The sequence below is a fragment of the Skermanella sp. TT6 genome, assembly GCF_016653635.2.
Lineage (GTDB): Bacteria > Pseudomonadota > Alphaproteobacteria > Azospirillales > Azospirillaceae > Skermanella > Skermanella cutis.
On sequence record NZ_CP067421.1, the window covers coordinates 353,831 to 375,553 of the forward strand.

21 protein-coding genes and 2 pseudogenes are annotated in these 21,723 nt (G+C 65.5%); 6 read left to right on the forward strand and 17 right to left on the reverse strand.

Translation table 11 applies throughout. The features are described from left to right. Nucleotides 1-20: 20 nt before the first annotated feature. The 10 genes from IGS68_RS29435 to IGS68_RS29480 form a co-directional block, all read right to left on the reverse strand. Entirely contained in the window at nt 21-341 is a 321-nt protein-coding gene (locus IGS68_RS29435) for a recombinase family protein (protein WP_247881471.1), read from the reverse strand. Between the two features lie 186 nt (nt 342-527). Further along, complete coding sequence (istB, locus tag IGS68_RS29440) at nt 528-1,322, reverse strand: IS21-like element helper ATPase IstB (RefSeq protein ID WP_201082717.1); 795 nt, start codon at nt 1,320-1,322, stop codon at nt 528-530. A gap of 17 nt (nt 1,323-1,339) precedes the next feature. Further along, entirely contained in the window at nt 1,340-2,872 is a 1,533-nt protein-coding gene (gene istA / locus IGS68_RS29445; RefSeq protein WP_201082718.1) for an IS21 family transposase, read from the reverse strand. 580 nt (nt 2,873-3,452) lie between these two features. Then, on the reverse strand, nt 3,453-4,226 hold the full coding sequence (locus tag IGS68_RS29450; RefSeq protein WP_201082472.1) for a calcium-binding protein: 774 nt from the start codon (nt 4,224-4,226) through the stop codon (nt 3,453-3,455). A gap of 294 nt (nt 4,227-4,520) precedes the next feature. Then, nucleotides 4,521-5,774, reverse strand: coding sequence for a cytochrome P450 (locus IGS68_RS29455; RefSeq protein ID WP_201082473.1), 1,254 nt, complete (start codon nt 5,772-5,774; stop codon nt 4,521-4,523). Nucleotides 5,775-6,114: 340 nt separating this feature from the next. Continuing rightward, the gene (locus IGS68_RS29460) at nt 6,115-6,624 is read right to left on the reverse strand and encodes a c-type cytochrome (RefSeq protein ID WP_247881464.1); all 510 of its coding nucleotides are present in this window, start codon (nt 6,622-6,624) and stop codon (nt 6,115-6,117) included. Between the two features lie 275 nt (nt 6,625-6,899). After that, complete coding sequence (locus IGS68_RS29465; RefSeq protein WP_371821950.1) at nt 6,900-7,745, reverse strand: SDR family NAD(P)-dependent oxidoreductase; 846 nt, start codon at nt 7,743-7,745, stop codon at nt 6,900-6,902. Between the two features lie 160 nt (nt 7,746-7,905). Continuing rightward, the gene (locus IGS68_RS29470; RefSeq protein WP_201082475.1) at nt 7,906-8,643 is read right to left on the reverse strand and encodes an SDR family oxidoreductase; all 738 of its coding nucleotides are present in this window, start codon (nt 8,641-8,643) and stop codon (nt 7,906-7,908) included. A gap of 92 nt (nt 8,644-8,735) precedes the next feature. Further along, a complete protein-coding gene (locus IGS68_RS29475) occupies nt 8,736-9,686 on the reverse strand; it encodes a helix-turn-helix domain-containing protein (RefSeq protein ID WP_201082477.1) in 951 nt (316 codons plus the stop codon). A 135-nt stretch (nt 9,687-9,821) separates the two neighbouring features. Continuing rightward, on the reverse strand, nt 9,822-10,568 hold the full coding sequence (locus IGS68_RS29480) for a response regulator (protein WP_247881465.1): 747 nt from the start codon (nt 10,566-10,568) through the stop codon (nt 9,822-9,824). Nucleotides 10,569-11,101: 533 nt separating this feature from the next. On the opposite strand from IGS68_RS29480, the gene IGS68_RS29485 reads away from it, so the two are divergent. The 3 genes and pseudogenes from IGS68_RS29485 to IGS68_RS36385 form a co-directional block, all read left to right on the forward strand. Further along, nucleotides 11,102-12,061 carry a cytochrome-c peroxidase gene (locus IGS68_RS29485; RefSeq protein ID WP_371821929.1) on the forward strand — a complete coding sequence of 320 codons (960 nt, stop codon included), beginning with the start codon at nt 11,102-11,104 and terminating at the stop codon, nt 12,059-12,061. A 140-nt stretch (nt 12,062-12,201) separates the two neighbouring features. Beyond that, the gene (locus IGS68_RS29490) at nt 12,202-13,971 is read left to right on the forward strand and encodes a DAHL domain-containing protein (protein ID WP_201082719.1); all 1,770 of its coding nucleotides are present in this window, start codon (nt 12,202-12,204) and stop codon (nt 13,969-13,971) included. Between the two features lie 35 nt (nt 13,972-14,006). Further along, nucleotides 14,007-14,147: pseudogene (locus IGS68_RS36385) on the forward strand (ATP-binding protein); the annotation flags it as partial. A 557-nt stretch (nt 14,148-14,704) separates the two neighbouring features. On the opposite strand, the gene IGS68_RS29500 reads toward IGS68_RS36385, so the two are convergent. Next, on the reverse strand, nt 14,705-15,112 hold the full coding sequence (locus IGS68_RS29500; protein WP_201082482.1) for a winged helix-turn-helix transcriptional regulator: 408 nt from the start codon (nt 15,110-15,112) through the stop codon (nt 14,705-14,707). Between the two features lie 102 nt (nt 15,113-15,214). Here IGS68_RS29500 and IGS68_RS29505 point away from each other — a divergent pair, with 102 nt between their 5' ends. Next, nucleotides 15,215-16,003, forward strand: a complete 789-nt coding sequence (locus IGS68_RS29505; protein ID WP_201082484.1) for an SDR family oxidoreductase — start codon at nt 15,215-15,217, stop codon at nt 16,001-16,003. A gap of 96 nt (nt 16,004-16,099) precedes the next feature. On the opposite strand, the gene IGS68_RS29510 is transcribed toward IGS68_RS29505, so the two are convergent. The 4 genes from IGS68_RS29510 to IGS68_RS29525 form a co-directional block, all read right to left on the reverse strand. Continuing rightward, a complete protein-coding gene (locus IGS68_RS29510; RefSeq protein WP_371821951.1) occupies nt 16,100-16,921 on the reverse strand; it encodes an alpha/beta fold hydrolase in 822 nt (273 codons plus the stop codon). Between the two features lie 83 nt (nt 16,922-17,004). After that, nucleotides 17,005-18,624: a GMC family oxidoreductase gene (locus tag IGS68_RS29515; RefSeq protein WP_201082488.1), complete on the reverse strand. Its 1,620-nt coding sequence runs from the start codon at nt 18,622-18,624 to the stop codon at nt 17,005-17,007. A 114-nt stretch (nt 18,625-18,738) separates the two neighbouring features. After that, nucleotides 18,739-19,536, reverse strand: a complete 798-nt coding sequence (locus IGS68_RS29520; RefSeq protein WP_201082815.1) for an alpha/beta fold hydrolase — start codon at nt 19,534-19,536, stop codon at nt 18,739-18,741. 34 nt (nt 19,537-19,570) lie between these two features. After that, on the reverse strand, nt 19,571-19,996 hold the full coding sequence (locus IGS68_RS29525) for an organic hydroperoxide resistance protein (RefSeq protein WP_201082490.1): 426 nt from the start codon (nt 19,994-19,996) through the stop codon (nt 19,571-19,573). A 139-nt stretch (nt 19,997-20,135) separates the two neighbouring features. On the opposite strand from IGS68_RS29525, the gene IGS68_RS29530 reads away from it, so the two are divergent. Both IGS68_RS29530 and IGS68_RS29535 read left to right on the forward strand, forming a co-directional pair. Further along, nucleotides 20,136-20,606, forward strand: coding sequence for a MarR family winged helix-turn-helix transcriptional regulator (locus tag IGS68_RS29530; protein WP_201082492.1), 471 nt, complete (start codon nt 20,136-20,138; stop codon nt 20,604-20,606). Nucleotides 20,607-20,816: 210 nt separating this feature from the next. Beyond that, complete coding sequence (locus IGS68_RS29535; RefSeq protein WP_201082720.1) at nt 20,817-21,047, forward strand: alpha/beta fold hydrolase; 231 nt, start codon at nt 20,817-20,819, stop codon at nt 21,045-21,047. 172 nt (nt 21,048-21,219) lie between these two features. Here the strand turns inward: IGS68_RS29535 and IGS68_RS29540 are convergent. Both IGS68_RS29540 and IGS68_RS29545 read right to left on the reverse strand, forming a co-directional pair. Next, nucleotides 21,220-21,347, reverse strand: a pseudogene (locus tag IGS68_RS29540) (type VI secretion system baseplate subunit TssF); the annotation flags it as partial. Then, complete coding sequence (locus IGS68_RS29545) at nt 21,348-21,524, reverse strand: GPW/gp25 family protein (RefSeq protein WP_201082722.1); 177 nt, start codon at nt 21,522-21,524, stop codon at nt 21,348-21,350. Between the last annotated feature and the right edge of the window lie 199 nt (nt 21,525-21,723).

Genomic DNA, 21,723 nt, shown 5'->3' on the forward strand with positions numbered 1-21,723 from the left:
TAACGATTGCTTCCACGAGTTCACACATCGGCGTCGAGAAGCATTCGTCCTGGCTGCTTAAGCGTGCCGTCGGCATGGAGATAGTGGTAGAGCGTGCTGGCTGGTATATTGCCAAGCTCGCGGCAGATCTGGGGGATGCTTCGAGCCTGGTCGGCCATGAGATGTTGAGCATATCGCAGTCGATCGACTGTCATGACCCGTGGCCGGCCACCGTGGCGACCGCGAGCGCGGGCTGAGGCCAAGCCTTCCTTGACGCGCTGCCGGATCAGATTTCGTTCCATCTCGGCAAAAGCGGCCTGGATCTGCAGGAAGGCGCGGCCGGCCGGCGTCGTCGTGTCCATTGGTGAGTTGAGTGCCTTGAAGGCGACGCCCCGCTTCTCAAGATCCTCGATTGCATATGTTCACGAATCCGACCGGCATTTTCATCAATCCGGCCACCTGCGCTTCAACCATGGCAGGCACTTCGCGAGGGCGACGGCTGGCCCCGCCCCATGGGGCGGGGCCAGCCGTGGGCGTCTGACGTAAGTTCACTTTACGGTTGTTTTCTCGAGGTTGGAAGCGGGTTGATCGATGCCGCTGCCGGAAGGGGCGGTGCCACCGCGAGCGGGTTTGCGCAGGGAGTCGCCCTGAAGTTCAACCCGGTAGGCGGCGTGAACAATGCGATCCAGTATCGCTTCGGAGTAAGTGGAATCCCCGATCGCCCGATGCCAGCTGGTCAGGGGGATTTGGGAGGCCAGGATGATCGAGCCGCGGTCATGGCGGTCATCGACGATCTCCATCAGGTCCCGGCGCTGGGGCGCGGTCAGCTCACTCATCATCCAGTCGTCGAGGATCAGGAGATCGACCCTGGCAAGCCGCCGCATCAGAGCCCCGGCTCCCGTGCCGAGGCGCGCCGTCGCGATGTCGTCCAGCAGGCGCGACAGCCGGGTGTAGAGCACGCTGAAGCCTTCCCGCGCCGCCTGATTACCCAGGGCACACGCGATCCAGGTCTTGCCCGTGCCGGTCGCCCCGGTCAGCATCAGGTGACGGTGCTGGCATATCCAGCGGCAGGTGAACAGATCGCGGATCAGCCCCTTGTCCAGGCCGCGGCTCGCCTTCAGGTCCAGGTTCTCGAAGCAGGCCGCCTGCCGCAGGCGGGCGCGCTTGAGCCGCATCTCCACAGCGGTGTTGGCCCGGTCAGCCGTCTCACGCTCGATCAGCAGGGCGAGCTGATCATCGAAGTCGAGCCGGCCGCGGTCGTCCAGCCCCGTCAACTCCTGCAACGCCCGGACCATGCCGAACAGGCGCAGGGACTTGAGCTTTTCCAGGTTGGCGTGATGCATGGTTTCTCTCCGGGACGTCAGTGATAGTAGACCGGGCCGCGCAGGTTGGCATGGGGACCGAGCCCGCCGGCGGGATCCTCCAGAGCTTGGACCTGGCCCTTGGCCAGCAGGTGCTGGACGAAGCGGCAGGAGCGCACGTTGGCGCTCAGCGCCGCCGTCGCGGCGGCCTGCAGAGCCACGGTCCCGTGCAGCCGGCCCAGTCGCAGCAGGCCGGCGACCTGACGCGCGGCCTGGTCGGGATGATCGGCATCGGCGAAGATCCTGTCGGCCAGCAGCCCGAGCGCGCCGCCGAGACCGGCGGCCTCGGCCCGGACCGCCTCCGGGGTCAGGAGCGCCGCGGCGCGGTGATTGGGCGGCCGGTGCTCGTCGAGCGTCACCGTCCCCCGCCCCGGTTCGCCATCCTGCCGGGCATGGGCCGCAACCCGCTCGCCCTTGTGGAAGATGCTGACCAGACTGACCGTGCAGAACACATCGACGTGCTTGCCGATCAGCCGGTAGGGCGCCGAGTAGGCCACGCCCTCGATGCTGACGTGATAGTCGGGTGCCAGCTTGTAACGGGACCAGCGGCCGATCACGAAGGGCTCGGCCGGAAGCGGTTTCAGCAGCGGCTTCTCGCGGTCCTCGAACAGCCTGCGCCGGGTCAGCGTCCTGTCGGTCGTCAACGGCCGCGCGTTGACTGCGGCGACCAGCTCCCGGATCGCCGCGTTGGCCTCGTCCAGCGTGAAGAACACGCGATTGCGCAGCGCCGCCAGCACTCTGGTTTCGACAACCTGCACGCCCTTTTCGGCGCTGGCCTTGTCTCTTGGGCGACGGACCCGCGTCGGAACAACACCGGTGCCGTAATGGCGCGCCAGCTCGTGATATGAGCGGTTGACCACCGGATCGTAGAAGCTGGCATGGGTGATGCCGGTCTTGAGATTGTCCGGGACGAGTTTCGGCACGACGCCGTCAAGGTGGGTGAACATCCGGACGTGGCTGGCCAGCCAGTCCTCGGCCGTCTGGGTCCACGTTACCTCGGCGTAGAGGTAGCCGGAGAACGGCAGGCAGCCGACGAAGACGCTGGCCTGGCGCGGCCCCTCGGCCGTGCTGATGGTCAGCGTCATACCGGCATAATCCACCTCGCACGCCGCCCCCGGGGCATGCTCCCGCCGCATCCGCGGTTCGGCGCCGGCGCTGGTGTGGTCCAGGAAGTGGCGCCGGAACTGGCTGTAGCTGTAGCCGTCCCGGTGCTGCTGGCGGTACTCTTCCCAGACCAGCATCAGGGTCACGCCGCGCTTGCCAAGCTCGGCCGAGACCCACGCCCAGTCCGGCATCGGCCGCTGTTCGGGCGGAGCGGCCCGCTGAAACAGCAGCGCCTCCACCGCTTCCTCGTTCATCCCAGCGACATCGGCGTAGCGCAGCCCGGCAGCATCGGCTCGCGCCAGGTAGTCGCCCACCGTCGTCTTCGGCATGCGGATCGACTGCGCGATCTGCCGCTTCGAATAGCCCAGTTCGTGGGCCAGCCTCAGAAGTTCCTTCACTCGTCGCATGTCTGACCTTTCCCGCGGCACGCCTCGCCCCCTGGACTGGACCAAAGGGGACAGTCATACCGCGCCTGTGAGGTCAGACGCCCAACTCGCCTTTCACGGGTGCTGTCCGGGTCGAAAACGGGTGGCCGAAATCATGAAAACGGCTGTCCGGTTTCGATGAACATCGGTGTCCGGTTTCCATGAACACAACTGGCCGAAATCGATGAAAATATGCATCCTGTCCAGGCGCATCAAGCGCCTCGTCGCTGAGGAAGCCCCTGCCTGACTTCTACAAACAGCTTCTCAAAACCACTGTGCAGCACCAATAGAGCTGTGCCCGATCAGGTTTATCCGCCCAGGGCAGCCGGACCGATGCGTTGACCACGGGCTCAACACAGTGCGGCGAGTGGAACGGCAGGCTGCATGGACCGGAGCGGTCCAACCCGATCGGGTACCGCTCCAAGATCGGTCAGGTCCCGAGGCCTTGAGTCACGGCTTCCTTACCCGGCGAGGCGTCGAGGTTATTGGTGGCGGTACATGAACGGGCGATGCTTGCCCGCAAGGGGCGGCCGGGCAAGGTTCAGTTTCTCCGCCCCTTGCCCGGCACTCCCTGGCATGCTCCTTAGCCAATCAGGAAGTTTGCCTCGCTCAAGTCACTGGTCTGCAGGCCGACGAATGTGATCGCGCCGACAGTGTCGCCGAGATTGAGAGAGATTCCGTAGGCCTGCTGACTCAGATTGGCCAGGGGATCGAAGTCCCCGCCGAAGCCGCTCAAATCGATGACATCCTGGCTCTTGTCAAAATCAAGGATCGCATCGGTGCCGGCGGTATCGGGACGAAAAATGAACCTGTCTGCTCCGCCGAGCCCGACAAGGAGGTCGTTCCCCTCCCCTCCTTCGATGGTGTCATTGGCGTTCCCACCGATGATCACGTCATTGCCGGCATCTCCGACCAGGATGTCCGGTGCGTGATTCTCCAGATCCAGATTGGCTACGGCCCTGATCAGGTCGTCACCTTCCCCACCGAAGATCGCGTCTGCCGCGACGTCGCCGCCGCGCAGATTGTCATTTCCGGTTTCGCCGAAAACGCGGTCGCCGTCTGGATCGTTCCAGACGACGACGTCGTCGCCCTCGCCGCCATACACGACATCGGCCCCGGCCATGCCGCCGACAATGTCGTTGCCGGCGCCGCCGAAGACCAAGTCGTTGCCGGCTCCCGTGGTGATGGTATCGCTGCCAACGTTGCCATCGATGGTGTCGTCGCCCTCGCCGCCGTCGATCGCGTCGTCGCCCTCAAGTCCGTTGATGAGGTCCGCTCCAGCGAGGCCCTGGATCATGTCGGCTTCAGGAGTGCCAACCAGGAAATCGTCTCCGTCGGTACCAATAAAATCAGGCATTCTATCGTCCTGTTACTTGTTAGGGAAAGCCACTCGCCTCTCTCGCAAGATGCTTGGCGTGGACGTGTCAAAGTATTGACACAAAAGAAATGGAGTCTGTCATGTGTGTCCGAGGGTTCAGACCTTGACCCGTAGGTCTGGCCTCTGACAATGGATCGAGTACTGCTTGCCTTGGGGCGCTGAACGGGTCCGAACGCGGTGAGCATCATGATGCGGGATTGGGTAGACGGACGCTGCAACGCGGGTCGGCGGCGTCAGGACCCAGCACCCGTCCTCTGCTTTCCTGGTTCTCGATCAGGCCGGGTCCCAGCTGGCCATGAGCGTCTTGAGGCCGTGTATGGCGAAGTTCGGCTGCCATGAAGGTTCGTCGGCATCATGCAGCCGCATGCCGGGTAGACGGCTGAGAATGCCGACGAATGCCTCCTGGCCCTCGATTTGGGTAAGCTGGGCGCCCAGGCAGAAGTGTATTCCACCCCCGAACGAGAGCGGCCTGTTGTTCGAGCGGCCAAAGTCGAGAAGATCAGGTTCACCGAACTTGGCGGGGTCGCGGTTCGCTGCCCCGACCAGGCACAGCACGACCTGACCCTCGGCAATGGTCGTTCCGGCGATGTCGGTGTCTTCGAGAGCGGTGCGGCCGACAAACTGCACCGGTGAGTCGTAACGCAGCAGTTCGGTCACAGCCGAGGGAATGAGGCTCGGATCCAGTTGTAGCCGCGCGAGCTGGCCCGGGTTGCGGTGGAGAGCCAGCAGGCCGTTGCCGATCAGGTTGCGTGTCGTCTCGTGGCCCGCGGCGAAGAGCAGCCAGACATTGGCCAGCAGCTCGTCGTCGGTCAACCCGCCTCCGTCCCCGACCTGCACCAGGGCGGTAATCAGATCGTCTTCGGGATCACGACGGCGTCGCTCGAAGAGATTTGTGAAATAGGCGCCCTGCTCCTCGAACATGGCATTGGCTTCGCGTAATTCCGACTCATTCATCGGAACCGGGTCGAGCATGCGGGTGCTTATCGTCGTTTCGTGGAAAAGCCGCGTGTCCTCCGCCGGAACTCCCAACATGTCGCATATCACGGTGACCGGCAGCACGTGAGCGAAGTCGCGGATCACATCCATGGTACCGCGGGGCACCAGCTGATCGAGCAGGTCGCCGACCAGGGTCCGGATGCGCTGCCGCATCAGTACCACCCGGCGGGCCGAAAAAGCTTCGGTAACCAGTCCGCGCAGGCGCGCATGGTTCGGCGGCTCCTGCATCAGCATGGTCATGGCCATCAAACGGAACGCCGTCTGGTCCATCATGCCGCGTCGGTAGATATTCTCGATGTGAGCCTCATACCGGCGTCCGAAGCGTCGATCCCTGAGGATCTCGGAGCAGACGTCGTAAGAGGTTGCGAGCCAGTAGTTGCCGGCGGGATCCCATAGCAGAGGGCTTTGCCGGCGTAGCCGGTGGTATGTCGGGTAAGGATCCCGGATGAAGTCCGGATCTCTCGGATTGAACAGGGGAAGCGGACGCTTCGCAACTTTATCGGCAACGTTATCGATCGTGAGGTCTTCCATCGTCTTGCTTCCTTGGAGTCTTCGGGAGGTTCGCCGCTGGGCTGTCCCATTGTTTTCGCAGGCTCGGACTGTCGGACTGAAAGAACCGGGCATCTCTCCGGGCGGAGTCGAGCCCCGGCCAGCCAGAGCGGTCCACGTAGCCTGCCGTTCCACGCGCTGCACTGTGTTGCGCCATGGGCGCAACCTACGGTTCGATGCAGGGCGGAGGTGATACGGGCAAGCGATCGTGGGTTGGGCCCGTGCCCGACGCATCGGTTCGGCTGCCCCGGGGCGAAGCGACCTGATCGGGCACAGCTCCGGAACGGTTTCGGTCAGTTCGGAGGCGCCTACCGCCGAGCCTTCAGGGAGCCGTCAGCCTCATGACGACGATATCGGTCTTCTCGTCGGGCCCGAATGGTCCCGGAACTTTCCGGCTGATGGGCGGCAGGCTGATCAGGTAGTCGGCGATGGCTCCGGCATCGGACTCGGTCAGGCCGGCGAAAGCGCGCCACGGCATGATCGGTGCCAGGATGCGTCCGTCGGGCCGGACCCCGGTCTTTATCGCGGTGACGATGTCATCCCGGGTCCAGTCGCCCAGCCCCGTTTCATGGTCGGGTGTCAGGTTGGATCCGACGAAGACACCCATGCCCGCGACCTCGAAACCTACGTCCGATCCGGCCAACCCATGGGATAGGTCGGGTTTCCCGAGAAAATAGCCTGGCGTGTGGCAGTCGTTGCATCCTGCCAGGTTCACCAGATACCGGCCCCGCTCGATCTGATCCGCCGAAGCCGGCTCGCGTGCCGGCAACGGCGCCTGGACATGTTTCTCGGCATGGCCTGCCGTTGCCGGGTGGAATATCCATACCGCCATCAGGGCACTTGCGGAAATGGCCAGCAGCAATGCCGGCATCCGCAGTGCTTCGTGCCGGCCTGTCGACCGGGTATGGGGTGCCTGTCCACCTGTCATGGTTCGATGCTCCTGTCCGTCTGACAATCACGACAATGCAGCGGGGACGCTGCAACGGTGTTTCGGGAAACAGGAGATGCGTTGCGTCTGTAACTTGCCCGATCGCGTCCCACGGAGTGGTGGAGGAGCACCCGTTCCGGGTCAGGCCCGCGGGGGAGCGCACCCGACCCGGCGCAAGGTCAGGATGCGGGGTGCGGAAAGCCTGAAAAACCGATCCGCTGAAGGAACTGCTCGCGCACCCGGTCCATCACGGCGAACGTCACCGCCGCGCCGTCGTCGGCCGGGTCCACATGTACCCTGAGCGGGCGCTTGCCGGGGACCGCTGCCACGATGCCGACCACCGCGCGACCGACCGAAGCCGGATCAGCATCTTCGGGCACCGCCGCGGCCAACGCTTGCTGTATGCGGTCTGCGAAACCGTCGCTCCAGGCGGCCGTGTAGGCATCGGCGACAGGCGCATCCTCCGGATGGCCCGCATTGGCAAAATGGTTAGTGCCCTTGGTGAACGCTCCCGGCACGATAATCGAAGTCTCGATGCCGAGGGGGGCCAGTTCCTTCGCGTAGCAGACCGCGAGCGCGTCCATCCCGGCCTTGGCTGCGAAATAGGGACCCAGCAGCGGCGGCACGCCGCCCGCGACGCTGCTGCTCGATATCCAGACCAGAAGGCCAGACTTGGCTGCCCGCATGTGGGGTAGTGCGGCGCGGTTTACCCGCTGCGTGCCCAGGACGTTGACATCATACTGCTGGGCGAGTTGTTCGGGCGTGAACGCCTCCAGCGGCCCGTACATCATGTGACCGGCGTTATGGACCAGCACATCGAGACGCCCGTGTTCATCAATGATGGCGCTTAGGGCGGAGACGACCGATCCTTCGTCCTGTACGTCGAGTTCGATCGAGCGCAGGTCGACCCTGTTCGCCTTGGCAAACGCGGCGTTGTCCGCAACCTTGTCGGCATTCCTTTGCGCCGTATCCCGCATCGAGGCGTAGGCCGTGTGCCCCGCTTGCGCGAGGTCGCGGGCGATCATCTGTCCGAAGCCGCTGGATGCGCCGGTGACGAGTGCGATGAGACTCAAGAGACTACTCCTTGAATTGGCCGTACCTGACGATGATGGGACGTATGACCGGCAGCCGACCCGCTGCAGCGATGCCCAGCTGCGATCTCCAGTACGTCCCGACCGGTTCCGGTCAGATCATGCCGCCGTTCACGCGCAGCACCTGCCCGTTGACCCAGGCGCCATCGGGACCGAGCAGGAACGAGACCGCGCCCGCGATGTCGCCGGGTTCGCCCAGGCGGCCGAGCGGGATCAGCTTCGCCGTACCCTCGATCTGCGCTTCGCTCTTGTCCGCAAGGAACAGCTTTGTCGCGGTCGGTCCCGGGGCGACCATGTTGACGGTAATGCCGCGCGGCGCCAGCTCCTTTACGAGCACGCGGCTCATCGCCTCGACGCCGGCCTTGGTCGCGCCATAGACGCCATATGTGGGTGGCGAGAGGCCGATGACGCTGGTCGAGAAGCTGACGATACGCCCGCCATCGCGTAGCCGCCTGCCGCCCTCGCGCAGGCAGTTGAATACGCCCTTCAGGTTGACAGCGATATGCCGATCGAACGTCTCGTCGTCGGTTTCGACTATCTTCGTCAGTTTCATGATACCGGCGTTGTTGACGATGGCATCGACCCCTCCGAACGCCTGTTCGGTCGCGTCGAAGAGCTGAGATACCTGCGCCGGGTCGCTGACGTCGGCCTTCACCGCGATGGCGTTGCCGCCCGCGGCCTGGACCTGTTGCGCCAGCTCGACAGCCGGCGCTTCGTTGCCCGAAAAGTTGATCGTGACTGCCCAGCCGTCCTGGGCAAGGCGCTCCGCGACAGCCGCGCCGATCCCCTGCGATGATCCGGTGACGATGACCGATCGTTCCGACGATGCCATGTGATGCTCCCGATTGATGAGGGTTCACACGGCAGAACGCGGGCCTCGCCGCTGTGTTTCTTGACTTCGTCCGAAGCGCAACCTCGCCGAAATTAATCGCGATTTGACCGAAGTCGGGAAGCGGATCGGTAGTCGCGCGGTGTCGAACCCACCTCTCGACCAAAGGCGCTGGAGAAAGACCCTGGACTCCTATAGCCGCACATATGCGCGATTTCGGCGATCGTCATGTCGCTGGTCTTCAACATCCGTTTTCCCGCCTCCAGGCGCAGCGTCGTCAGATAGGCGAAGGGCGTGACGCCCATATGCTCGCGGAAACGACGGACGAAATGGTGCACGCTGATGCACGCTTCGTTCGCGAGTTCGGCGAGGGTCAAGTCCTCCCGGAAGCGGGCGGACATATAGTCCAGCACCCTATCCAGCTGTCGATCTCCCAGTAGCGGAGGGTGGCGGGAATCGTCGTCGGGATCCCACCACTGCGAGTGGCGGGCCAGCAAGTGCGAACAAATGAAACGGGCTACCTGCTCGGCATAGATGCCCGGGGCTTCCCGATGCATCGCATTCAGCACCTCGCCCGCCACGGCACCGATCATCATGTCCTTGAACACAAGCGCCGACAGCGGTCGGTCCGCGTGCCGGGTGCCGATGCGCCGATACTCCTCCGCCAGTTCGCCGACGATCATGCCGGACAGATAGAGGTGAAGGGTCTCGAACTGATTGTCCGGATCGAGCGCCTGCCATGTCATGCGCGTCGTCTCGAACGGCGGCGTAAGGCCGGCATTGCCGGCGCCATAGGTCGCCGTATGCCAACGACCCTGCTTGAACACCTGGATGAGGTGGCGTCCGCGTTTCGCGACGACCAGCGTGACGTCGCCGGTGGGCCGCGTCTCGAAGACATCCGTCCTGCCCACCGCGCGATGCTGGTCGAGCAACAGGCCCTGCCAGCCGAGATCACGGCTGGACCGGACAAGCAGGTTTGGCTTCGCGGCCGCGCATTCCAGGCTCAAGGGATCGGACAGGGGGGTCAGGGGTGTGAAATCAGACATTCGCGCTGCTCCCAAGGCCGTCTTTCCAGGCACGCGGCGGGCCGGTCGGCTATCCCGAGCCGCTTCTCGATCTGGCTAACGGTTCTACGCCATACCCGCCGGCCGACCAATGTTCGTTCTTGACGCGCGGGCCACTCAGAATGGTTCGACCGTGGCCATGAAAACGTATCCGACTCCGCGTTCGGTCCGGATCATGCGAGGTGCGTCGGGATCGATTTCGAGCTTGCGCCGCAGCCGCAGCACCTTGACGTCGATGCTGCGATCATAGACGTCCTCATGGATCCGCGTCGCCTGCATCAGGTGGTCGCGCGTCAAGGGCCGCTGCGGTGCCTCCAGGAAGGCCAGAAGCAGGGCATACTCGCCTTTCGTGAGGGCGACCTGCTTCCCGCCGGGATCGAGCAGCCGGCGGGCCCGACGTTCGACGCGCCAGCCACCGAACCTGTATCCGCCGCGTTCCTGCTCGCGCGAGCGGCCGGCCCGGCCCATCTCCTGGCGTCGCAGCACGGCACGCACGCGAGCTATCAGTTCCCTGAGGCTGAACGGCTTGGTCAGATAGTCGTCCGCGCCGAGTTCCAGGCCCAGGACGCGATCGATCTCATCGCGGCGGTGCCCGGTGGTGATGATGACCGGCACGTCGGAGTGGGACCGGATCTGCCTGAGGAGGTCAAGACCGTCCTCCTGTCCAAGCCTCAGGTCGAGGATGATGGCACTGGGCTGCCGGTTCGCCAGATGCCTGCCCAGCTCGAGCCCGCCGGCGAGGGCGATGGCCGGCACACCGTTGTCCTCGAAGTAGCTGGTGACCATGCGGCGGATGGACGGATCATCGTCGATAACCAGAATATAGCCCGTCATGAGGGTGTCGCGCCGGGCACCGGCCTCCATGCGTCGATCCGTGTTCCGACAGGCCGCATCCTCCGGTTCTTCCGGTATGCTGGATATATGTCCTTGCAAGTCCATGGAGTTCCCTGTGTGAGGCAGGGCACCTGCCACCCAGGCCGGGGGCACCCGCCGAAGCGAGGTGGAGCACTGCCTGATGCGCCTCGGCAAGCGCCGGCGCGAGACGATCGTACGGGCCTCGTGCGGCAATGCCGTGGCACGGAAAACCGCTTCCCCCGCCGCGGCAGCCGCAGGTGATCCGGGTCGATACGCGGTCTGCTGCCTAGCATCGCAATGCCATCCGGACAAATTCTACAAAGAACATAGCTCCAGGAGGTAACGCGGAGTAGAAAATTACGGATGTAGGAAATCTCCGGCCTTTCGCAGTGATGCCGTAGCGCCTGTGCGCTTCAAATGTTCGTGAGGATGCATCAGGAGGCGTCATGTCATCTCAGATATCCGATCCGGAAGAATCCCCTCGGCGAAACGGTCGCCGGCGGCGTGGAAAGGAGTCCGGAGGTGCCGCCGGTTCGAAGCGGGTGTGCTTGGCAGCGGTTGCCGGTGCCGCGGCGATCCTCACCCTGGTCAGCGGCTTCGATGCTGTCCTGACCGCGTCCGTGGCAGAGCCGTCGCGACCGCCCGAGCGACACGCGGTCCGGACCGATGAGCCGCTGACCCCGATCCTGAACGTCCCCGACCCGCGTACCGCCGGCGCCTTGCTCGGCGAGCGGCTGTTCGCGGATCCCCGTTTATCCGCGGACGGCTCGCGCAGCTGTGCCACCTGTCACGATCTCGGCACCAATGGCGCTTCCGGGAGGAACCTGGACGAAGGGCTCGATGGGGCGGAGCTTCCGCTCAACACCAGTACCGTCTTCAATGCCGCGCTTAGTTTCAGGCTCAACTGGGAGGGTGCGTTCCGCACCCTGGAGGATCAGGCACGAGCCACGATAGAGAATCCCCGCATCATGGGCAGCAGCGTCGAAGACGTCGTATCCAGGCTGGCCGCGGATCCGGACATGGTGGCCAGCTTCCGCGATGCCTATGGGCGGGAGCCCGATACCGCGGGCCTCCTGGCGGCACTCGCCGATTTCGAGCGGACGCTGGTGACCCCCGACAGCCCTTTCGACCGGTGGCTGGAAGGGGATGACGGCGCCCTTTCGGCGGAAGAGCTGGAAGGTTACGAGGAGTTCAAGTCGCTCGGGTGCGCCGCCTGCCATCAGGGAGGCAACGTCGGAGGCAACCTTTTCCAGAGACACGGCATCTTCTACCCGCTGGCCTCGCCTGAGCCGGAACTCCTTCGCGTGCCCAGCCTGCGGAACATCGAAACCACCCCACCCTATTTCCATGACGGGAGTGCTCCCACCCTGGAAATCGCCGTCCGGAGGATGGCCAGGGCCCAGCTCAACTCCCGACTGACCGATCGGCAGGTGAGCTCCATCGTCGCTTTCCTGCGCGCACTGACCGGAAAATTCCGGGGCCGCCAGGTAGGAGCGCCGTGATGAGGACAGGCCCGTTCGCGGCCGGAGCGGTCGCTCTCGTCCTGCTGCTGACGTGGATAGCCTTCCGCGGCATGAGTGCCGAGTTGGATGACTGGAAGCATGCCTCGACCGTCCTGGAAAAGATCGAAACGGCGAGGAACATGATCGATCGGGACGTCCTGAGCGCTCGCACGGGCATTCTTCGGAACTACGATTCGATCGTCCGGGAAGTCGGCGTCTTGCGGACCAATCTCGAACGCTTGCGCGCCGATACAGGCGATGACGCCGAGATCGGCGATGCGATCCGTGCCCTGCAGGACGCCTTGGCACGGGATGAGGGATTGATCGAGGACTTCAAGAGCCGCAATGCCTTGCTGCAGAACTCCCTGGCCTATTTCGTCGTCCTGAACCGGAACCTCGAAGGCCAGGAACAGTATCAGGGTCAGGGACAGGGCCGGGACTTTGCCGGACAGATCGGGAGGCTTGCCGCCGCCATGCTGCGGCTGACCCTCGATACAACGTCTGGATCGATCGCGCATGTCGATGCCCAACTGGAAGTCCTGTTGATCACGAGCATCGCGACAGGGAACGTGGTGGCTGCGCAGCCATTGCTGGAACACGGGCGCATGCTTCGCGATCAGCTTCCCGCGACGGATGCCCTGCTCAGGAATCTCCTCTCCTCCCCGGCCTCGGGACATATGGAAGCTGTCCAGGGGCTGATCGAGGAGCGTGCCGCAGCGGCCGGCGCCGCAGCCGGCATGTTCCGGTACATGCTCTACATCATTTCCGTGCTTCTGGCATGCATGCTCGTATATCTCGGGGCTCAGCTGCAGGCGCGGGCACGGGCGCTTCGGTTCCGGGCCAACTTCGAGCATACGATCGCGGCCATCTCCACCCGTTTCCTGTCTTCAGGATCGGCTGATCTGACGTCGCATGTGGATCTGGCGCTATCGGAACTTGCCGCCTGCATCGGCGCGGATCGGGCCTATTTCGTCGATGGCCGAACGGCCGGGGTTTACCAGTGGAGCCGGAACGGCGTAGAGCCGGCACCGGGTTGGCCGGAGCGGGCACGACTGCTTGCCGCGGCTTTCGAGCGCGGCGACAACGGTACCATCCATGTTCCGGCGATCAGGCGGATCGCCCGGGCGACCACCGGCGCCAGGGCCGGTCGGGAGATCGACCGGGGCTCGGGCGACGCTATCGATCGGATGGCCGATGCCGGTCTCCATGCATGGCTCGGCGTGGTGTCTTCGAACGCCGAGTGTCCGGGCGGCATCCTCGGTTTCGATGCCCTGCGTCCTGGTCCGATGACCAAGTGGCATGATTACGGCCTGTTCCGCATGGCATTCGACACCATCTCGGCGGCCGTCGAGCGCGATCGGCTGGCCCGCGAGAAAGAGCGGCTGGAGGCCGGCCTGCAGCAGGCGCGCCGGATGGAGACGGTCGGCGCCCTCGCCAGCGGGGTCGCTCACAACTTCAACAACATCGTGGGGGCTATCCTCGGTTACACCGAGATGGCGCGGGAGAGGGTACCGCCCGACAGCCGGTTGGCGGGGAACCTTGATGAGATCCGGCTCGCCGCCGAACGGGCCCTGGCCCTGGTCGACCAAATCCTCACGTTCGGCCGGCGCGGCACCTCGCAGCGGAAGCTGATGCGGGTCCGGGATCTTGTCGATGAGACGGCGTCCATGCTCGAGGCGTCCCTTCCGCCGCGGATCGAGCTCAGGATCAGGGACTCTTCCGGGGATACCAGGATTCCCGCGGACCCGGCCCGCCTCCAGCAGGTGCTGATGAACCTGGCCGCCAACGCGGCGCAGGCGATGGACGGCAAAGGGGTCGTCGACATCGCGATAGCGGGATCGAGTCCAAGGATGCGGTGCGGCTCGGGTCGGACGAGTTGGGTCCGGGGCGTTACGCAACGCTCACGGTGACCGACAGGGGCCGGGGCATGGATGGCGCGACCCGGGAACGGATCTTCGAGCCCTTCTTTACGACCCGCCCCGAAGGGAACGGGCTCGGTCTGGCCACGGCGCGCGAGATAGTGCGCGAGCATGGCGGTGCGATTTCGGTCCGAAGCGCACCGGGGGAAGGGACGACGTTCGAAGTATGGCTGCCGTGCGCCATCCCGGAAAGCCGTCCGAGCGGGTCGCCGCCCGGGCGGCAGCTTCCGCCGGCCTCCCTGCGTGGCGACGGTGAAGCCGTGCTCATCCTCGACGGCGACGGTCGGCGATTGCTCCGTCTGGAGGAGATCGTGGCCGCGCTTGGCTACGAGCCGGTCGGGGTCACACGGGCGGAAGAGGCTGCGCGTTCGCTCGGCCGGCCAGGGTTCGAGTTCGTGGCGGCGCTGATCTGCCAGCCCCGATCATCGGCCTTCGAGATTTCGGCGCTCCTTCGCCGGGAGGCGCCAGATTTGCCGATCATCCTGGCAACGACATCCGCTGCCGATATACACCCCCTGTCCTCGCCGCCGCCGGCATCCGCGAGATCGTCCACAGTCCCGTGACCGCTGCGGAGCTTGCTCGCGCCTTGTCGCTTTGTCGGAAAAGTCAGGAAACGGCCGCCGGAGAGGCGAGCTGGGGCACCATGGCTACCGGTCCGCTCTCGCCAACCGAATAGCCCGTTGCTTCGGTGCCATTGCTCCTGCCGGAGTGACATCCGTCATGTTCAGCTGCCCGGCATCTCCTCGATAAGCTTCGACCTGACCTCGGCGGGTGCGCCCTCCGCCCAGAGCAGCAGAGCGTCCAGCGCCGGACACAGGGACTGGCCCCATTCCGTCAGGTGATACTCCACCTTCGGCGGGACCTGGTGGTGGACGATGCGCCCGACCACGCCATCGCTCTCCAACTGACGCAGTTGCTGGATCAGCATCTTCTGGGAAACGCCGGGGATCGCCCGCTCCAGATCGGAGAAGCGCCGCACCTGGCCACCGAACAGCTGGAACAGGATCACGAGCTTCCACCGACCCTCCAGAACCCGGAGCACGTTCTGCACGCTCTGAGCCCCGGAATGAGGCGTGTAGGACGCACGCTTACCTTCAGGTGAGTACCTTACTTTTTCGTCCGTACTTGTCATCCGGAAAGCCTCGTAGCAATTTTCCACCGACGCAATGTAATCCAGGAGAGATCATATGGACACGAGACTGCCGATCGCGATCGCCGCTCCGGAGATCGCGTGATGCCCGCGCTCATCGACCCGGCCGAGTTCCAGGGACGCCGCGTCGTCGTCACCGGCGGCACCAAGGGTACCGGCCGGGCGACCGTCGAAAGGTTCCTGGCGGGCGGCGCCCAGGTCCTGACGGCCGCGCGCAACGGAGCCCATGGCCCCGAGGGAGCCGGGCTCGTGGAGGCGGATCTGACCACCCCGGAAGGATCCTCAAGGCTCGCCGAGGCGGCCATGGAGCGGCTCGGCGGCGTTGACGTCCTGGTGCATGTGCTGGGGGGTTCCACCGCCCCGGGCGGGGGTTTCGCGGCCCTGACGGACGATGTCTGGCGCGCCGAGCTCGACCTGAACCTGCTTTCGGCGGTGAGGCTCGATCGAGCCTTGCTGCCGCAGATGATCGCGCGCGGCGAAGGGGCCGTCATCCATGTCTCGTCCATCCAGCGTCAACTGCCGCTGTACGATTCCACCACGGCCTATGCTGCGGCCAAGGCCGGCTTGACGACCTACAGCAAGGCGTTGTCGAAGGAACTCGGGCCCAAAGGCGTGCGGGTCAACGTCGTCTCGCCGGGCTGGATCTACACGGAAGCCTCGGACGCCCTGGTCAACCGGATCGCCGACAGCACCGGCGGGACGCCGGAGGCGGCGCGCCAAAGCATCCTGGACGCTCTTGGCGGCATCCCCCTGGGACGTCCGGCCCGGCCCGAGGAAGTGGCGGAGCTCATCGCCTTCCTGGCCTCGGAGCGGGCCTCGGCCATCCACGGCGCGGAACACGTCATCGACGGCGGAACGGTGCCGACGGTTTAGGACCCTTGCGGTTTTCCGAGGGTCGATCGCCGGATCGTGCGTCACGGGGTGGTGCGGGAGCGCCGTGGAACACGACCCGGGACCCCGCCGGATCCCTCAGCCGATCGATTCAAGAAAATCCGAAAGAATGGCGTTGACCTGCCCCGGTTGCTCAAGCGTCGCGCTATGTCCGCAAGCGTCGAGAACATGGAGATCGCACCCGATGCGCTCCGCCATCACGGCGCTCTCCGCGGCGGGGCGGGACCGGTCCTCGCGCCCCGCGATGATGATGGTCGGAGCCCGGACCCTGTCCAGGACGTCCAGGGCGTCCTCGCGGCCGAATATCAGGCGGCCGAGAGGCGCGATCGTCTCGCGCAGGCGGGCCGCGTCGTACCGGGCGATCCGGTCGCGCAGGAGGATCGGCAGGTCGGGAGACCGGGTCGCGACATCCGGCGCGAAGAAGAGCGGGATGATATGCGAAACGATCGCATCGTTCACCCGTCCTTCGCGTTCGACCGCATCCAGCATGCCGAAATAGGTGCGGCGGTTCGCTTCGGGTTCCGCGCCGAGATAGCTGTTGAGCAGGGCGAGGCCGGTAACCCGCTCCGGTGCCAGGGCCGCGAGATGCGCGCCCCACATGCCGCCCATCGACGTACCGACCACCGCGAAGCGATCGATGTCGAGGCGGTCCATCAGGGCGAGCATCTGCGCGGCGAGATCGGCATGCCGGCGCGTGTCCGTAGGCATCGGCCCGGAGTCGCCATGGCCCCACATCTCGGGGACGACAAGGCGGTAGCGGGATTGCAGGGCGTCGATCTGGGGCCGCCACATCCGCCAGTCCCAGAGATAGCCATGGCCGAGAAGCACCGCCGGCCCCCGGCCGAACTCGACCAGGGAGAGCGGGCTGCCGGCGATCTCGAGAACGCGGCGGGTGGGCAGGTTGCTTTGAGTCGTCATCGTCTTCCCCATGAGATAGGCGGCGGCCGCAGGGCCGCCGAAGGGCGGTTGCCGGAGTGCCGGCCTTACAGGCCGTGCCTGGCGCGGAGCCGCGCCGCCGCCTGCTCGCCGATGATCGCGCACGGCGCCTGGGTGTTGCCCGTGGTCACGCGCGGCAGGATGGACCCGTCCGCGACCCGAAGTCCGTCGACGCCATACACGGCGAGCGAAGCGTCGACGACCGACATGTCGTCGCGTCCCATCTTCGCCGTGCCGCATTGATGCCAGTAGGTGACCGCCGCATCGCGGATGAAGGCATCCTCCGCGTCGGCATCCAGGACGCCCGGGATGGCTTCACGCGTGACATGGGGCTTGAACGCCTCGGCGTTTCCGAGAGCGCGGCACAGCCTGACGCAGGCCCGGGCCGCTTCCAGGTCGGCGGGGTCGGACAGCATGTTGGCGTCGATTGCCGGGGGCTTGCCGGGATCGGCATCGCGAAGCCGGAGGCGGCCCCGACTCTTCGGCTGCGCCAGCCCCGCGAACATCGTCCAGCCATGTTCGGGAACGCCGAGCGCCGCGGTGCGCTCGCTCGGCACCGGAAACTCGACCTGGCAGAACAGCAGGTCCGGTGCATCGAGCTCGGGTCGGCTCTTCCAGTAGAGCGTCGCTTCGCTGCCGCTGTTGCGCGGCGCGATCGCCTCCTTGCATTCCCACGTGCAGCCGAAGGAGACGTGGTCCTGCATGTTCCGCCCGACTCCGGGCAGATGCTGAAGGACCGGGATCGAATGGCGCTCCAGTTCGGTCCGGTCGCCGATACCAGACAGCATGAGCAGCTTGGGCGTGTTGATCGCGCCGGTGGACAGGATCACCTCGCAGCCTGCCCGGATCGCGAAGATGCGTCCGTCCTTCTCGACCTCGACGCCGCGCGCCCGGCGGCCGTCGAACAGCACGCGCCGTACCTGGGCGCCGGTCAGGATGGTGAGGTTGGAACGGTCGGACCACGGGTGGACATAAGCCCGGTACAGCGACTGGCGCCGGCCATCGCGGACCAGCATGTCGGTCAGGGCGGCGCCGCCCGGCCCCTCCATCATGGCGCCGTTGGGGCTCTCGAACGTCGGGATGCCCAGTTCGCGCGCGGCACCCAACATCGCGTGGGCGAGCGGGTTGGGGTCTTGGGCGGGCTGGACCCAGACGGGGCCGCCGGTGCCGCGGTAGCGCGGGTCCGGGGTTCCCCGCCAGTTCTCGATCCGCCGATAGATGTCCAGGACCGAGTCGTAGCCCCATGCGGCATCGCCGGCCTCGGACGCGAAGAAATCCCAGTCGTTGCGATGGCCCCGCGCCCATACCATCACGTTCACGCTCGAGCCTCCGCCCAGGCCCCTGCCCATCGCCATGGACAGGGCGCGGCCGTGAAGATGCGGGTTGGGTTCGGCTTGGAAGCCCCAGTCGCGCTCGCTTCCCAGGTTGGTCGGCCACAGGGCGGGATCGAGCACCGAGTCGGCCTCGTCGCTTCCGCCGGCCTCGATCAGGAGAACCCGCACATCGGGATTCTCGGCGAGACGGCGGGCGATCACCGAACCCGACGCACCCGCGCCGCAGACGATGAAATCATGGTCGGTATCCGGTTCGGCGGCGAACCGCGGCCGATGTTCCTGCGCATGTCGGGTGTGCTCCGTGTCCTGGCTGGCAGGGTGATGGCTTGGCATCGTTCTTTCCTTTCTAGCGGATGCTGGTCGAGAGCCGGCCGCACGGCCGGAGCCCGGGCAAGAACCCAGGCCCGACCTGGAGGCCTGCCGTGCGGGGGGAGAGGACGCCGAGGATCAGCGCGCCTTGCGCGGGCTTTCCGTCGCGGCCTGGTCGATCACGTCGGCGACGACCTTGGGCTGGGTCATGAAGACCGCGTGGCTGGCCGGCACCTCGGTGACCTCGGCGCCGATGCGGTCTGCCATATGGCGCAGCATGCGAAGGTCGAACGCCTTGTCGTCCGTCGCGATGACGGCCCAGCTCGGCCTGGAGCGCCATGCGGCCTGGGTCAGTTCGGTCTGGAAGGCCGACAGGTTGATCGGCACCTGCGAGTCGCGCATGAAGGCCGCGTCCGCGTCGCTCGCGTCGGCGGCGAAGCCGATCTTGAAGTTCTCCGCCTTCATGACGCCGAAGCCGTCGCCCTGCGTGTCGATGACGAATTCGGCGGGCGTGACGAAGCCTTCATATTGCTGTGCCGTCGTCTCGCCCGCGTCGGGCGAGAGGGCGGAGACATAGACGAGACCGGCGACCTTCGGATCGACGCCGGCTTCGGTGATGACAGTGCCGCCCCAGCTGTGGCCGACGAGGATCGCCGGGCCGTCCTGCCTGGCGAGCGCGCGCTTCGTCGCGGCGACGTCGTCGGCGAGCGAGGTCAGCGGGTTCTGGACGATCGTCACGCGATAGCCCCGCCGCGTCAGATCGTCATAGACGCCGCGCCAGCCGGACCCGTCGGCGAAGGCGCCATGGACCAGCACGACGTTGCGAACCGCCTGCTCCCCGACACCCTGGGCGCCGTGGCCGGCCTGCTGGGCCTGGGCGGCGAACGGCAAGGCGGCCACCACGGCGGCGACGGCGGCGACGCGAAGACTGTTCATCATGGGAGAATTCCTTTCTTGAAGGATGGACGATTCAAGCGGCCAGCGTCAGGCGAACATCCAGGCCGCCGCGCGTGGCATGCGAATAGGGGCAGACGACATGCGCCTGCTCGACCAGTTCCCGGGCGACGGCGGCATCGATCCCCGGCAGCGTGATCGTCAGCGCGACGTCGAGCCCGAAGCCCTGGCCATCGTCTCGCGGGCCGATGCCCACGGCGGCGGTGACGCGGCTTTCGTCGGCGATCTTCACCTTGCGCTTGCCGGCGACGAACTTGAGCGCGCCGAGGAAGCAGGCGGCATAGCCGGAAGCGAACAGCTGTTCGGGATTGGCGCCTTCGCCGCCGGCCCCGCCGAGTTCCTTGGGCGTGACGAGCGCGACGCTGAACGCGCCATCGGTGGTGGCGGCGTGGCCGGTGCGGCCACCGGTCGCCGTGGCTGCGGTACGATAGAGAATGTTCATGGCCCGGGTCCTATATGCCGATAACTGTTATTGCGATAACATAGTGCTTAACACCCGGCCTCACCGTCGTCCAGTGAAAAATATCGCGATATTTATTTTCGCGATGGTATATCCTATATAGCGGGTGAAGGAGCATGCCATGACGAACGAAACCAACCGCCCGGTCCCCTTGGACGACCAGCTCTGCTACGCCATCTACTCGGCGGGCATCGCGATCCAACGCGCCTACAAACCCCTGCTCGACGCGCTCGGATTGACCTATCCGCAGTATCTCGTGCTCAACGTCCTGTGGCGCGAGGACGGGCAGACGGTCGGGCGCATCGCCGAGCAGCTCGCGCTCGAATCGAGCACGCTCACGCCGCTGCTGAAACGGCTGGAGGCGGCCGGCCTGATCCGACGGACGCGGAATCCGGAGAACGAGCGGCAGGTAGTCATCGCGCTGACAGACCAGGGGCGCGCCCTGGAGAATAGGGCCGGATGCCTCGGGGAAACCCTGCTCGAGGCGTCCGGCCAATCCCCTTCGGAACTGGGAGAGCTTAATGTGAAGGTCAGGCAGCTGCGGGATGAGATCTACAGCCGCATCGGGCGCTGGAGCCTCGACCGTACCTGAGACCGGTGCGCAGTCGTTACGCGATCGAAGGGGAAGCGGCGTGCGCCTCGGGCGCGGCCAACCCCGATGCCGGTCAGGGCTTGCGTGACCCTTCTCTTTGTTTCACCTGAAACCCGATTGCCCCGGGTTCGAGGCATCCGCGAAACCTGGCTCCGCGATGATCCTGGAGCGTCCCTTCCGCCGGACACGCTCATCGTCAGGAAGAACCAGATGAATACCACGGACCATATTGTTGAAGTATCAACCTCTCATGGCAAGATTGTCGCCGAGGACAACGAGCGGGATGCACCCATTCTTGTCCTGATTCACGGCAACTCTTCTTGCCGACGGGTCTTCGATCGTCAGTCCGAAAGTCAACTGGGCAGGACCTATCGGCTCACCACGTTCGATCTACCCGGTCACGGCAAATCCGACGACGCGATCGAACCGGAACGTACCTAAACCAGACCCGGACTTGCCGACGCGGTCGTCGAGATGCTCGGAAAGTTCGGCGGGAGGCAAGGGCTCATCCTTACCGGGACGCCCCCTGTCAGAAGCGGTGGCATGGTCGAGGGCTTCAGGCGTCCTCCCCATGCGGGGCTGGCCGCCCGTCAGGATCTGTCCGCCGCCGACCGAGCTTCAGTTGGACGCGCGCGGCCAGGAAGGCGAAGCCTTCGAGCAGGCGTTCGACGCGAACTCGCCTCCCATTTCCCGGATGTGGTGAAGCTCCTGTTTGTAGAAGCGCAGGAAGGTCTCGTCCATCTACTCCCCCTCGGCAGATTGCTCGGCTATCCTGATGGTGTAGCGATCCCGGTCCACTTCCGTCCAAAGCCTCAAGCGAAGCGGCACCGGCTGCACCCACAGATCGGCTTCGATGATGAAGACCAGCGTGGTGTCGCTGGAGCCGGTCGGAAGCAGCTTGACCTGGACGCCGCTCATCAGGCGGGGTTCGGAATCCGTCAGCGCTTCCCGGATCGCCCGCTCGAAGTCGCTGCGGCCGTGGTGCCGCCGCCCTGCCCGGCCATCGGCCGCACGCCGTAGTTCAAGACACTCGAGCGGTCCAGGAGGGAGGGCTGGACGAGATCGCGATAGCTGGCCTTGGACATAGGAGATCACCGGAGCAGGAGGGGGAATTTGG